10 protein-coding genes are annotated in these 13,534 nt (G+C 76.2%); 7 read left to right on the top strand and 3 right to left on the bottom strand.

Annotated elements, in window-relative coordinates:
- Positions 1–2 precede the first annotated feature (2 nt).
- The 4 genes from ACIGW2_RS14795 (at position 3) to ACIGW2_RS14780 (ending at position 4,440) form a co-directional block, all read left to right on the top strand.
- Complete coding sequence (locus ACIGW2_RS14795) at positions 3–824, top strand: arylamine N-acetyltransferase (protein WP_399843818.1); 822 nt, start codon at positions 3–5, stop codon at positions 822–824.
- A 189-nt stretch (positions 825–1,013) separates the two neighbouring features.
- A complete protein-coding gene (locus ACIGW2_RS14790; protein ID WP_399843817.1) occupies positions 1,014–1,391 on the top strand; it encodes a hypothetical protein in 378 nt (125 codons plus the stop codon).
- Between the two features lie 41 nt (positions 1,392–1,432).
- Positions 1,433–3,187, top strand: a complete 1,755-nt coding sequence (locus ACIGW2_RS14785) for a cation acetate symporter (protein WP_399843815.1) — start codon at positions 1,433–1,435, stop codon at positions 3,185–3,187.
- A complete protein-coding gene (locus ACIGW2_RS14780) occupies positions 3,184–4,440 on the top strand; it encodes a sensor histidine kinase (protein WP_391654964.1) in 1,257 nt (418 codons plus the stop codon). The genes ACIGW2_RS14785 and ACIGW2_RS14780 overlap by 4 nt, the downstream gene beginning before the upstream one ends.
- 28 nt (positions 4,441–4,468) lie before the next feature.
- Here ACIGW2_RS14780 and ACIGW2_RS14775 read toward each other — a convergent pair whose 3' ends face one another.
- From ACIGW2_RS14775 to ACIGW2_RS14765, 3 genes are all read right to left on the bottom strand, one after another.
- A complete protein-coding gene (locus ACIGW2_RS14775; protein WP_399843812.1) occupies positions 4,469–7,510 on the bottom strand; it encodes a hypothetical protein in 3,042 nt (1,013 codons plus the stop codon).
- Positions 7,510–9,396 (bottom strand): HSP90 family protein, encoded by a 1,887-nt coding sequence (locus ACIGW2_RS14770; protein ID WP_356073746.1) that lies wholly within the window; start codon positions 9,394–9,396, stop codon positions 7,510–7,512. Before ACIGW2_RS14770 ends, ACIGW2_RS14775 begins: the two co-directional genes overlap by 1 nt.
- Positions 9,397–9,486: 90 nt before the next feature.
- Positions 9,487–10,461, bottom strand: coding sequence for a hypothetical protein (locus ACIGW2_RS14765; RefSeq protein WP_399843809.1), 975 nt, complete (start codon positions 10,459–10,461; stop codon positions 9,487–9,489).
- Positions 10,462–10,740: 279 nt separating this feature from the next.
- On the opposite strand from ACIGW2_RS14765, the gene ACIGW2_RS14760 reads away from it, so the two are divergent.
- The 3 genes from ACIGW2_RS14760 (at position 10,741) to ACIGW2_RS14750 (ending at position 13,502) form a co-directional block, all read left to right on the top strand.
- Complete coding sequence (locus ACIGW2_RS14760; protein WP_399843807.1) at positions 10,741–12,414, top strand: sigma-70 family RNA polymerase sigma factor; 1,674 nt, start codon at positions 10,741–10,743, stop codon at positions 12,412–12,414.
- A gap of 78 nt (positions 12,415–12,492) precedes the next feature.
- On the top strand, positions 12,493–13,110 hold the full coding sequence (locus tag ACIGW2_RS14755; RefSeq protein WP_399843805.1) for a DUF998 domain-containing protein: 618 nt from the start codon (positions 12,493–12,495) through the stop codon (positions 13,108–13,110).
- 38 nt (positions 13,111–13,148) lie between these two features.
- Positions 13,149–13,502, top strand: coding sequence for an MmcQ/YjbR family DNA-binding protein (locus ACIGW2_RS14750; protein ID WP_356073757.1), 354 nt, complete (start codon positions 13,149–13,151; stop codon positions 13,500–13,502).
- Positions 13,503–13,534 lie beyond the last annotated feature (32 nt).

Raw genomic sequence — 13,534 nt, 5'->3', positions numbered from 1 at the left:
TCATGACTATCGATCTCGACGCCTATCTCGCCCGCATCGGCTGGTCCGGGGAGCGCCGGCCCACCCTGGACGTACTGCGCTCGGTGCACCGCGCGCACCTCACGGGCATCCCGTTCGAGAACCTCGACCCCGTGCTCGGCACGGCGCCCTCGCTCGCCCTGCCCGACCTCGAGGCCAAGCTCGTGCACGGCGGGCGCGGCGGCTACTGCTACGAGCACAACACGCTGTTCGCCGCCGCGCTCACCGCCCTCGGCTTCCGGATCACCCGGCTCACCGCACGGGTCCTGGTCGGCGCCCGGCCCGGCGACATACGCCCCCGCACCCACATGACGATGCTGACCGAGGTGCCCGGCGAGCCCCTGCCGTACCTCACCGACGTCGGCTTCGGAAGCATCGGCTGCCTGATCGAGCCGGTGCCGCTCGCCACCGGCACCGAGACGCACGCCGCGTCGCGCCGGCACCGGCTCGTGCACGCCCCGCACGACGGTCCGCTGACGCTGTGGAAGCTCCAGGCCCACGGCGCGGAAACCGACGGCTGGGACGACCAGTACTCCTTCACCGTCGAGCCCTTCGAGGCCCCCGACTACGAGGTCATCAACTGGCACATCGCCACCAACCCGCGCTCGCCGTTCTCCCGCGGCGTCTACGCCCAGCGCACCACCGCGGCCGGCCACCACCTGGCCCTGGCCGGCCGCCGTCTCACCGGGACCGGACCCGACCGCACCCGCGAGGAACGCGAGCTCGCCGACGGCCAGGAGGTCCTCGCCGTGCTGCGCGCCGACTTCGGCATCCGCCTCCCCGACGGCACGGTGCTGCCGGAGTAGCGGGCGGGCCCCGAGCCCTCGGGTCCGCCGCAGGTCCGCCCGCGGGCCCGGTCGTTGTCCCTTACAGGCGGAATGATCCGGGACCCTGGTCGTGCCCCGGCCCGCTGCGTACACTCCACCCTCGATGCGGACGGCTCGACGCGGACCCGGCGTGGTGATCCCCGTCGAGGAGCGGGAGGGGGTGCGGAGATGGCGGCGGAACCGGTTCCCCGGCGCGAGGTGGTCACCCGCCGCCCCGCCCCCGGTGCCACCGCCGCGCCCGTCGCGTACCGCCCCGTCACCGCACCACCCGGCCGCCTCCCGCCCGCCGCGCGGGGCGAGGTGCGGCGGCTGATCCGCGCCCAGCTGCGGGCCGGGCTGGCCGTCGGCGGCACCCTCGCCGTCCTCGTCGCCGCCCTCCCGCTGCTGCTGCGCCAGGGCCACGGCGACGGGCCGGTGCCGCCGCTCGTCGTCTGGGCCGTGCTCGGCGTCGCCGTGTACCCGCTGTTCCTCGCCCTCGCCGGCTGGTACGTGCGGCGCGCGGAACGCAACGAGCGGGCGTACCGCCGGGCCGCCGGAGGGAGCTGAGCGGTGGCCCGCAGCAGAACGGCGGCCACCGGGGCCGCCGAGTGAACCAGCCCTACGGCGTGGTCGCCGTGTCCGCCGTGATCGTCTCCACGGTCGCGGTCGGCGCCCTCGGTCTGCGCATCTCCCGCACCACCTCCGACTTCTACGTGGCCTCGCGCAGCGTGCCCGCCCGCCTCAACGCCGCCGCCATCAGCGGCGAGTACCTGTCCGCCGCCTCCTTCCTCGGCGTCGCCGGACTGGTCCTCGCCCAGGGCGTCGACATGCTGTGGTTCCCCGTCGGCTACACCGCCGGCCACCTCGTGCTGCTCGCCTTCGTCGCCGCCCCGCTGCGCCGCTCCGGCGCCTACACGCTGCCCGACTTCGCCGAGGCGCGACTGGAGTCCCGGGCCGTGCGGCGGGTCGCCGGCATCCTGGTCGTGATCGTCGGCTGGCTCTATCTGGTGCCGCAGCTCCAGGGCGCCGGCCTCACCCTCGGCGCCCTCACCGGCCTGCCGCGGTGGTCGGGCGGCCTCCTCGTCGCCTTCGTGGTCGCCCTGTCGGTCGCCGCCGGCGGCATGCGCTCCATCACCTTCGTCCAGGCCTTCCAGTACTGGTTGAAACTCACCGCCCTGCTGGTGCCGCTGCTCTTCCTGCTGTTCGCCTGGTACGCGGACGGGCGGCCCGCCCCCGCGCTCGACGAACCGCCCGGCTTCCGCCGGCACAGCCAGGTGCGCGTCGACGACACCGTCACCCTCGGCCTCGCCGCGCCGCTCCGGGTCACCGTCACCGGCACCGTCGACGGGCACCGCCACGAGGCCGAGGAGGTCGACCTCCCGGCCGGCCGGCACCGCGTCGAGGCCGGCACCGTCCTCGGCTTCCCGGCCGGCAGCCCGGTGCCCGAACGCGCCGCCGCCGCCGACGGCGGCACCAGCACCGGCTGGGCCGAACCGCGCGGGCAGGCGGGCGAGGAGCACCCGCTCTACGCCACGTACGGACTGATCATCGCCACCTTCATGGGCGCCATGGGACTGCCGCACGTCGTCGTGCGCTTCTACACCAACCCCGACGGGCGGGCCGCCCGCCGCACCACCGTCGTCGTCCTCGGCCTCGTCGGCGCCTTCTACCTGCTCGCGCCGGTCTACGGGGCGCTCGGCCGCGTCTACGCGCCGGACCTGCTGCTCACCGGCAGCACCGACACCGCCGTCCTGATGCTGCCGGACCGGCTGGTCGGCGGCACCGCGGGCGATCTGCTCGGCGCGCTGCTCGCGGCCGGCGCCTGCGCCGCGTTCCTGTCCACCGCGTCGGGGCTGACCATGGCCGTGGCGGGCGTCCTCACCCAGGACTTCCTGCCCTCGCCGCGCGGGGTGCGGCACTTCCGGCTGGCCGCCGCCGTGGCCGTCGCCGTGCCGGCCGCCGCCCACGTCGTCGTGCAGGGGCTGTCCGTCGCCAACGCCGTCGGCCTCGCCTTCGCCGTCGCGGCCTCGTCCTTCTGCCCGCTGCTGCTGCTCGGCATCTGGTGGCGCCGGCTCACCGCCGCGGGCGCCGTCGCCGGACTCGTCACCGGCGGCGGCGCCGCGCTCACCGCCGTCCTCGCCACCGTCGCCGGGTGGCCGGGCTCCGGCTGGCCGCGCGCCCTGCTCGCCTGGCCGGCGGTGTGGAGCGTGCCGCTCGGCTTCCTCACCATGATCCTCGTCTCGCTGGCGACCGCCCGGAGCGTCCCGGCCGGCACCGACGCGATCATGGCCCGGCTGCACCTGCCCGAACCACCGCCCGTCGCCCCGCCGTCGCCCGCCGGAAGCCGGAAGTCCCGCCGATGACCCTGCTGTTGCTGCTGCTCTGCTGCGCCGTCGTCGGAGCGGTCTGCTTCGCCGCCGGCGCCGCCTACGTCCGGGGCGCGGGATACGTCCTCGGCGCCGGGTACGTCCGGGGCGCGCGGCGCCGCGGACGCGGCGCGGGCCAGGGACCCGACTCCGACACCGTCGAACGCGCCACCTTCCAGACCCTGCACACCGCCTCCCTCGCCGCCCCGCCGCTGCGCGCCGGGCTCGCCCCCGACACCGCCCGCAAGGCGGTCCGCCGACTGCGCCCGCTGCTCGGCACCCAGTCCCTCGCGCTCACCGGGCTCGACGGCGTGCTGGCCTGGGAGGGCACCGGCGAGCACCACGCCGAGCAGCTCGCCGGCCACGTCGCCAAGGCGGTCCAGGCCGGCCGCACCCGCAGCTTCTCGGTGGACTGCGACCGCGCCGACTGCGCCGTACGCTTCGGGGTCGTCGCCCCGCTCACCGCGGGCGGGCGCGCCAAGGGCGCCCTCGCCGCCTTCGGCTCCCACGACTCGGCGGCCGTCGCCCGCGCCACCGAGGAAGTGGCCCGCTGGGTCTCGGTCCAGCTGGAACTCGCCGAGCTCGACCGGGCGCGCAGCAGCCTCATCGAGGCGGAGATCCGCGCCCTGCGCGCCCAGATCTCGCCCCACTTCATCTACAACTCGCTGGCCGCGATCGCCTCCTTCGTCCGCACCGACCCCGAGCGGGCCCGGGAACTCCTGCTGGAGTTCGCCGACTTCACCCGCTACTCGTTCCGCCGGCACGGCGACTTCACCACCCTGGCCGAGGAGCTGGGCTCCATCGAGCAGTACCTGGAGCTGGTCCGTGCCCGCTTCGGCGACCGCCTCCAGGTCACCCTGCAGATCGCCCCCGAGGTGCTGCCGGTCGCCCTGCCCTTCCTCTGCCTCCAGCCCCTGGTGGAGAACGCCGTCAAGCACGGCCTGGAGGACTCCGTCGACCGCAGCCTCATCACCATCGCCGCCGTCGACGAGGGCTCCGCCGCGCGCGTCAGCATCGAGGACAACGGCGTCGGCATGGACCCGGAACGGCTGCGCCGCATCCTGCACGGCGAGGGCGGCCCCACCACCGGGATCGGCCTGCGCAACGTCGACGAACGGCTCCGCCAGGTCTACGGCCCGCACGAGGGCCTGGTCATCGAGACCGCCGTCGGCGCCGGCATGAAGATCACCCTGCGCATCCCCAAGTACCACGCCGGGGTGCACGCGGAGGCGCCGGCCACCCCTCGGTGACCGGCGCCCCCGCCGCGACGAACGCCGTCTACCGCTCCTGGAAGTCCTGCCGCAGGCCGTCCAGGATGTCCGCCGCCTCCGTGAGGCCCGCGGTCCGGCAGCGGGCCGCGGCGGCCGCGAGCCGGGTGACGGCGGCGGCCCGCCGCTCCAGACCGTTGCCCTCGATCAGGGCGGCGATGCGCACCGCCTCGGCGCGCGGCACCTCGCCCTCCTCGCCGCCCCGCTCGTGCGCGGCGATCGCGGCCTCGACCGCCTCCAGGGCCTCGGAGAAGCGACCGCCCTCGGCCAGGACCCGGGCCCGCCGGTAGTGCACGGAACCCTGCTCGTACCAGAGCGCGAAGTCCAGGTCGTCCCCCTCGGGCACGGCGGCGAGCAGCGCGTCGGCGGCGGCCAGCTGCTCCAGGGCCGCGTCCACGCCCTCCTCGCCCCGGGCCGCCACCGTGAGCCGGGCGAACTCGCGCATCATGTGGGCGAGCATCGGAGGGTTCGGTGCCTCGGCGTGCGCGGCGACCGCCCGGTCGTGGGCGGTGGCCGCCGCGTCCCAGCGGTCCGCGAGGGCCAGCGTGATCGCGGCCTCCGCCGCCACCAGCGTGAGCACCGCGCGGTCGTCCTCCCAGCCGGCGACGGTGTCCGCGAGGCGCAGGAACTCCTCGGCCGCGGGCAGGAACTCCTCCAGCTCCCGCAGCCCGCGCGCGAGCGTCAGCCGGGCCTGGGCGAGCATCCGCTCGTCGAGCCCGGCGGCCGCCTCGTCGGCGAGCACCGACTCCAGGACGGCCACCGCGTCGGCCTGCTGCCCCGAGCGGGCCAGCACGTCCGCGAGCTGGAGCCGCACGTCCGTGGCCTCCTCCCGCTCCCCGTCCTGGTCGTGGCGGGCGGCCGCCTCCGACAGGTGGCGGACGGCGCCGCCGAAGTCGCCCAGGTGCGAGCAGGCGTGCCCGAGCATCGCGTACGTCGGGGCCATCGGGAAGTCGACGTCGTCGTGGCGCACCGCGTCGCCGATGGCCTGGTGCAGCAGCTCCGTCGCCTCGGCCGGCTCGTGCCGGGCCAGCAGGATCTGGGCGAGCAGACAGCGCGGCCGGGTGCCGCGCCAGGGCCGGCCGGACTCCTCCACGTCGGCCAGGGCGGCCCGCAGCTCCGTCTCGGCGGTCTCGAAGTCGCGGCGCCGTCCGGCCAGGTCCGCCGCGTACTGCCGCGCGTTGGCCGCCTGGTGGGGCACGGACAGGCGCCGGGCCTCGGCGAGCAGCCGCTCGCGGAAGCCCTCGTAGCGGGCGACCGCCGTGCCGTCGGGCTCGGGCAGGCCGCGCAGGACCTCGTGGTAGCCGGCGAAGGCGGCCGCGTTGAGCACCATCAGATAGTGCAGGACCCGTTCCCGGCCCACTTCGTTGCCGGAGTGCGCGGACGAGGCCGTCTCCCCGGCCCCGGGCCGCTCGCCGGTGAACGGGGCCTCCTCCTTGAGTCGTTCGGCCTCGGCGAGGACGGCCTCCAGCGCGGCGGCGGTCTCGTCGGCCGTCGCCGCGGCCGTGTCCGCCCGCGTGGTGCCGTCCGCGCCCTCGTCCGTCTCGGGGGCGTCGGTGCCCCAGGCCAGGGCCCGGGCCCGGGACGCGAGGGCGTGCCAGGGCATGCCGGCCCGGCCGAACAGCTCGGCCGCGCGGCCGAGCTCGGCGGAGAACTCGGCCTTGCGCTCCGCCACCCCGTGCCGGTCGGCGCGGTGGTCGGCGAGCTCGGCGTCCAGGAGCTCCCGGGGGCCGAGCCGGTGGTCGTGCGGGTCCGGCGCACTGCCGTCCGCGAGCCGTTCGGCGATCCGCTCCCACAGGCGGCGCGCGGACGGCCGCCCCGCGCCGGAGAGCCGGCGGGCCTCGTGCACCAGCTCCACGAAGTCCTCCGGGACCGTGACCGCGACGGCCGGCGCCGCGCCGGCTCCGGCGGGTGTCTCCGGGGCGCCGGGGGCGGCGGCCGGGCGCACCACGGCCGTGCGCAGCCCGAGCGGCAGCGGCTCGGCGAGCAGCGGCTCGCGCTCCAGCCGGGCTCGCCGGCGGTCGCCGACGGCCGTGGTGCCGTTGCGCCGGTCGAAGGCGGCGGCCAGCGGCTCCGCCTCGGCCCGCACGTGCTTCAGGAGCGCGTCCGCCGTCCAGGTCCGGCCGGGCGGGCCGGCCACCGTCGCGTCCCCGTGCCCCTGGGCCGCGATCCGGGCCAGCAGCACCTCGACGCCGGTGAGGAAGTGGAGCCGGGCCAGCGGCGCGCCGGTGGCCTCGAACAGGGCGCGGTTCTCCGCGAGGATCTCCAGGCCCCGGCCCTCGTTGCGGGACAGGGCGCAGAACTCCAGGTGCAGGCCCACCTCCTGCTGCATGCCGGTGTTGCCCCGCACCCGGCGGTAGCCGGCGAGGTGGTGGGAGCGGGCCTCGTCCGTGCGGCCGGTGCGCAGCAGCGGCAGCAGGGCGCGGGCCTGACTCGACTGCGGCTCCTCGGAGCAGCTCTGGGCGCCGCCGAGCACCGGCGCCCAGGCGTCCAGCGCCGCCGCGTCGTCACCGGACGCCACCAGGTGGCCGGCCATGTTCCGGGTCTCGCAGGCCTCGCAGTCGCTCAGGTCGGTGCGCGGCCGGGTGATCCACAGGTCGTACGTGTCGGCGGCGCCCTCGCCGGTGTGCGCGGCGAGGTGGTGGCGCATCGCGGCCACCGGCTGCGGGCCGTGGCCGCCCGCCTCGTACCGCTCGCGCATCCGGTCGATCCAGCCGCCGATGGTGGCCAGCGGCACGTCGGGCACCTGGATCAGGGAGGTGGTGACCCACTTGAAGCGCCAGTAGACCTGGTGGGCCTCCCACTCGCTGAAGGACTCCGGGGCGGTGTCCCACAGCTTGAGGAGCCGGGCGAAGACGACCGGCGCCTTGCGGTGCTCGCCGGTGAACTCGTACGAGGTCATCAGTTCGAGCAGCGCGGTGACGAGGACGTCAGGCTTCTCGAAGGCCTCGGCCGCCTCCGCCAGCTCCTCGGCGGTGACGGTGCGCGGCAGGCCGTGCGGGCGCTCGTGGTTCTCCCGCAGCGCCTCGAACACGGCCTCGGGGGTGTCCAGCATCAGATGTCCTTCCGGGGCTCGGTGCCGGTGGTGTCCGCACCGGGGGTGCCCGGGCCGGGGTGGTGCATGGCGTGGCTCAGCAGGCCCATGAAGGCCCGGTTGAGCAGGGCGCTCTCGCTCGCCCGGAGCGGGCGGCGGCTCAGCAGCAGCGCCTGCCCGTACAGCGCCTCCGCGGTGGTGACGGCGAGGCCCCGCTCGGTGATGGTGACGGCCTGCCGGACCAGCGGGTTGAGGTGGTTCAGGACCAGCTGCGCGCGCGGCGTGCCGCTCTGCAGGGAGCCGAGGATGTCGGCCCACAGGCCGTCGCTGTCGGCGGCGAGCCCGGCCCGGGTGCGCTCGTGCCGGGCCTCGCGGTTGTCGAGCAGCAGCGCGGGCGCGGTCACCGGCTGGAAGTCGCGCAGCACCACGTCGCAGTCGTGCGCGCCGATGGTCTCCCGGGCCACGGCGAGGAAGCCCGCGGCGCGCAGCTCGGCCGTCGGGTCGACGGCGTCGAGGTGGGCGGTGACGGTGGCCGGGTCGAGGTCGGTGACGGCGGTGCCCGGACGGATCTCCGGCAGCCGGTGCACCAGGTCCCGGTCGTAGGTGTAGCCGCCGTTGACGACGCCGAGTCCGGCGGCCGAGGCGATCGGCGCCACCTGCCGGAACTCCTCGACGCTGCGGGTGACCAGCAGCGTCGGATGGGTCCGGGCGAACTCCTCCAGGGTGACGTTGCCGTCGGTGGTCTCGAACGGCAGCCACGGCAGCACGATCCGCAGCAGCTCGTCGTCGTAGCGCGCGAGCGCCTTCACCGCGAGGTGGTGGGTGTCGATGAAGCGGTGCAGCAGCGCGGGGTCGCTGGCGGCGAGGCCGGTGAGCCAGTCGCGGATCCGCTCCCCGAGCGCGTCGCGCACCGCCGACAGCGTGCCGTCCTCGTACAGCGACTCGCGCGAGGCGGTCGGCCGCAGACTGGTCGTGTCGACCACGCAGCGCACGAAGAAGGCCCAGTCCGGCAGCAGTTCGGGCGCCTGGTCGGTGAGCAGCATGCCCTTGAGGTGCACCCGGTGGCCGGCCCGCTGGGCCGGGCTCACCGCGGTCGGCAGCACATAGGCGACACCGCGCAGCCCGGCCGCCGGCAGGTCCAGCTCGATGGTGTCGAGCGGGGTGAAGTCGAACAGCTCGCGGCAGTGCGCCGTGAGCGCCTCCTTGCGGGCCAGCGGCGAGCGGTGGCTGCGCTCCCACGGCGGCGCCTCGTTGATCCGGTGGCTCTCGCCGCCCCGGTCGATCACGGTGACCTCGTGCCGCAGCAGCCCGCCGTAGTGCCGGGCCAGCGAGACGACCCGCTCCGGGGCCGTCCACTCGGCGTTGTCGGCGCGCGGGGTGAGCCGCACGGTGGTGCCCGGCTCGGGCACCTCGGAGGCCGGCAGGGTGCGCAGCGTGTAGCGGCCGTCCGAGTGCCCGCGCCATTCGACGGCGGGCGCGGCCGGGTCGGCCGCCGAGCGGCTGAGCACCGTGATCTCGTCGGCCACGACGAAGCAGGCGAGCAGACCGATGCCGAACTGCCCGATGAACTCCCCGCGCGCCGCGTCGAGTCCGGCGCCGTCGAAGGCGCCGTCGGCGGTCCGCTTGGAGCTGCGGCCGATGGTGGCGAGGAAGCGGTGCACGTCGGCCTCGGTCAGACCGACGCCGGTGTCCGTGACGGTGAGCGTGTCACCGGTGCGGACGGTGATCCGGCCGGGCGCGCCGGGCGTGAGCGCCTGCCGCGCGGTGATCGCGTCGACGGCGTTCTGCAGCAGCTCGCGCAGATACACCCGGGGGCTGGAGTAGAGGTGGTGGGAGAGCAGGTCGACCAGGCCGCGCAGGTCGACCTGGAAGGTGTGGGCGGTCTCGGTCCGATGCGAGTGGGACACCTGGATGACGTCTTTCTGACGGTACGACGGTACGGAGGAGGAGGCGGGCGGCCCGGAGGGCCGGGCGGCGCCGGGGGCGCCGGGCCCGGCTCAGCGGCGGGCGGCCGAGCGCTGCGTGCGGTAGGCCGCGACGGGATCGTTGTCGAGGTACTGCCAGGGGAACTCGGTGACCCGGCCCCCGGTGGCCTCGAAGCACTCGCGGGCGGCGTCGCGCTCCCCGGCCAGCGAGAAGGCCATGGCGAAGGTGTTGAGTATCTCCAGCCGCCCGGTGCGCGGGGCGAAGTCCGGATGCCGGTAGGAGTGGTCGGCGGCGCGGTGCAGCTCCTCCGCCACCCGCGGGCCGCCCATGTAGGCGGCGTCCGGGCCGGATTCGAGGTCGAGCCAGTGCTCCACGTGCGCGAGGGCGACGAGCTGGCCCAGCGGCGTGCCGGCGGGCGCGCCGAACGCCGCCTCGCGGGCGAAGGCGTGCATCTCCTCGTGCGAACCGCCCCACTTCGCGCAGACCTGCTGCAACTGCTGCCGGTGGACCCCCGGGTGGTGCGGGTCGCGGCGGACGGCCGCCTCGAACCGGCGCCGCGCGGTGACCTGCCCGACCTCCAGGCCGCGTCCGCTCATCTGGAGCCCGTACCACGGCGAGACCCAGGACGGCTCGCGCTCCGCCACCTCGTACAGCAAGGTCTCGGCGGTGCGCAGCCGCTCGTGGAACACCTCGAACTGCTCCCGCGAGACGTGCCGGGCCCGGAGCGCGGACCGGGCCTCCCAGCCCCAGCTGACCTGGCGCAGTCCGGCGACCAGCTTCGGCAGCGGGGCGTCCGGCTCCGCCTCGACCACCCGGCCGATCCACCGCTCCACACCGGCGGTGTCCGCGACGGCCATCAGCAGCTCCGTGCGGTCCGCGCTCTCCGGCCGCGCCTCCATGACCGCGCGCACGGCCGTCCAGTCGCCCGCCTCGGCGGCCTCCCGGGCGCGCGTCACCTCCGGATCACCCGAGTCCCGCTCCAGGACCGGCGCCGGCCGGCCGGTCCACTTCCCGAGCGTGAGCCCCCACTCACGGAGCAATGCCATGTCCCCACCCCTTGCCATGTCGAACGGGCAGGTCAGACAGCGCCCCGCCCGGTGGACAAGTGAGTATCACGCCCGGATGACATTCGCACAGCAGTATCCACAGGCCCCGGCCGGCGCGGTCGCCGGGCCGCCCCCGGCAGCCCTCCGGAACCGGGGCTTCCCCCTCGCCCGGAAGTCCGGGAGGATTCCCCGGCGGATTTCCGTTATCCGGCGCGGCGCTCCCGGTCTCCCAAGGTGTCGGGCATCGGCAACAGGCAGGACGACAGGATGAGGCAAGGCATGCACGCACCGCACGGGACCGAGCTGGTGAGGGCCGCGCAGGCCGGCGACCCCCGGGCGCAGGACCGGCTCGTCGCCGACCATCTGCCGCTGGTCTACAACATCGTGGGCCGCGCGCTGAACGGGCACCACGACGTCGACGACGTCGTGCAGGAGACCATGCTGCGCGCCCTCGACGGCCTCGGCACCCTGCGCGCCCCGGACGGCTTCCGCTCCTGGCTGGTCGCCATCGCCATGAACACCCTGCGCTCCCACTGGCAGCGCCGGCAGGCCCGGTACGCGGCCGGCGCGCTCGACGAGGCCCGCGACCTCGCCCAGCCCGGCAGCGACTTCGTCGACCTCGCCGTGGCCCGGCTCCAGCTCTCCGGACAGCGCCGCGAGACCGCCGAGGCCACCCGCTGGCTCGAACCCGAGGACAGTGCCCTGCTCTCGCTGTGGTGGCTGGAATGCGCCGGCCAGCTCACCCGGCACGAGGTCGCCGCCGCCCTCGCGCTGACCCCCGAGCACACCGCCGTACGCGTCCAGCGCATGAAGGCGCAGCTGGACATCGCGCGCGTGGTGGTGCGCGCCCTGTCCGCCCGGCCGCTCTGCCCCGACCTGCGCGACGCGCTCGCCGGCTGGGACGGGCACCCCTCCGCGCTCTGGCGCAAACGCATAGCCCGGCACGCGCGCGCGTGCCCCCACTGCGCCGGCTTCGGCCACGGGCTCGTCCCCGCCGAGGGCCTGCTCGCCGGACTCCTCCTCGTGCCCCCGGCCGCCGCCCAGCTCGCCGCCCTCCGGAGCGGCACCCCCTTCGGCCCGGCCGCCGCCACCGCACCCCTCGACGCCGTGCCCGCCGCATCCCAGACCCCCGCCCCCGGCGCGGGCCGGGCCCGGCACGCCGCCCACTCCGCCGCCGCACCGGCCGGCCGCGGCGCCCGCCGCCGCGAGCGGGAACGCCGGCGCGGCCGGCGCCGCGCGGCCGCCGCCGCGGGCCTCGCCGTGGTCGCCGTCACCGGCGGCGCCTTCGTCCTCACCACCGGCCCCGACACCGCCGAGCCCGACCCGGCCGACGTCACCGCCGCGGCCGCCCCCGACACCGCCACCGGCGCCGTCGTGAGCCCCGACGGCGCCGACCCGGCCACCACCTTCGGCAGCCCGAGCGCCACCCCCACGGCCCGCCCCTCCAGCCGCCCGCCCCGGCCCACGCCCACCCGCACCACCCCCCGGCCCACCCCGCCGCGCACCACCGCCCCCGCGCCGCGCCCGCAGCCCACCCGTCCCACCGGCACCACGGCCACCGGCGAGCCCGACGCGAGCGAAGCCCAGCAGGTCATCGACCTCACCAACGCCGAACGCGCCAAGGCCGGCTGCGGCCCCCTCACCGCCCATCCGCTGCTCACCCGCGCCGCCCAGGGCCACTCCGACGACATGGCCGCACGGAACTTCTTCGACCACACCAATCCCGACGGCGCAGACCCCGGCGACCGCGTCACCGCCACCGGCTACCAGTGGTCCACCTACGGCGAGAACATCGCCAAGGGCCAGCGGACCCCCGCCGAGGTCATGGACGCCTGGATGAACAGCCCCGGCCACCGCGCCAACATCCTCAACTGCTCCTTCAAGGAGATCGGCATCGGCATCCACGACGCCGGCGGCCCCTACTGGACCCAGGTCTTCGGCGCCCGGCGGTGACCTCCGGTCGGCGGATCGCGCCGCGGACGCGGCGCGCCCCCGCCGGCCCGGTGCGGCCCGGCCGCCTACCGTGATCCGATGCGACGCGTTCCGAGATGGGCCCTCGTGCCGTCGGGCACCGCGCCCGTCGTCCTGGCCGCCGGCTGGACGACCGCGGCCGCCCTCGAGGGCCCGGCCTACGACGCCGTGCGGCAGACCATCAGCGTCCTCGCCGCCTACGGCGCCGCGGGCTTCTGGGTCATGACCGGCGCCCTCTTCGCCGTCGGCCTGTGCTACCTCGTTACCGCCTGGGCGCTGCGCCCCGCGGCGCGCGCCGGACGCGTCGCACTCGCCGCCGGCGGCCTGGCCGCCATGGTCGTGGCGCTGGTCCCGGCCCCCACCAGCGGCGGCTCGCTGCGGCACGGCTCCGTCGCCGCCACCGGCTTCGCGTTCCTCGCCCTGTGGCCGCTGCTCGCCGCCGTCCGGGGCGCCCGGCGGGCCCCGTGGGCGCTGCGACCGGTGCCCTCCCTGCTCGCCACGGTGTCCATGGGCGCGGGCGCCCTCTGGTACGTGGTGGCCACCGACGGCGACGGCCCCGCGGGCGTCGCCGAACGGCTCGTCACCACCCTGCAGTCGCTGTGGCCGCTGATCGTGGTCGTGTCCTGCCTGTGGCACCAGCGCCGCCCGACGGGCCCACCGGCAACGCCCGGGCCGTGAACCGGCCGTTGTCGGTGCCCCGTCGTAGGGTCGGCCGCATGAGCACTTCCGACGACGTCCGCGCGCTCGCGCTCGCCCTGCCGGAGACCACGGAGAAGGAGGCCTGGTCGATGCCCACCTTCCGGGTCGCCGGCAAGATGTTCCTGACCATGCCCGAGGAGGAGACCTCGATCGCCGTGCGCTGCCCGAAGGAGGAGCGCGGCGAACTGGTCCTCGCCGAGCCGGAGAAGTTCTGGGTCGCGGACCACGAGGCCTCCTTCGCCTGGGTACGGGTGCGGCTCGCCGCCGTGGACGACGCGGACGAGCTGCGGGCGATCGTGGTCGACTCGTGGCGGCAGGCCGCCCCGCCCCGCCTCCTCAAGGAGCACCCGGAGCTCGCCGCCCCGGCCTGAGGCCGGTCTGGGCCTGCGCCGCTGCCGCAGCC

Origin of the sequence: Streptomyces sp. NPDC053541 (genome assembly GCF_044544705.1) — a bacterium.
In the GTDB taxonomy this organism is placed as follows: domain Bacteria; phylum Actinomycetota; class Actinomycetes; order Streptomycetales; family Streptomycetaceae; genus Streptomyces.
This window is presented reverse-complemented; position numbering and strand designations above follow the sequence as displayed.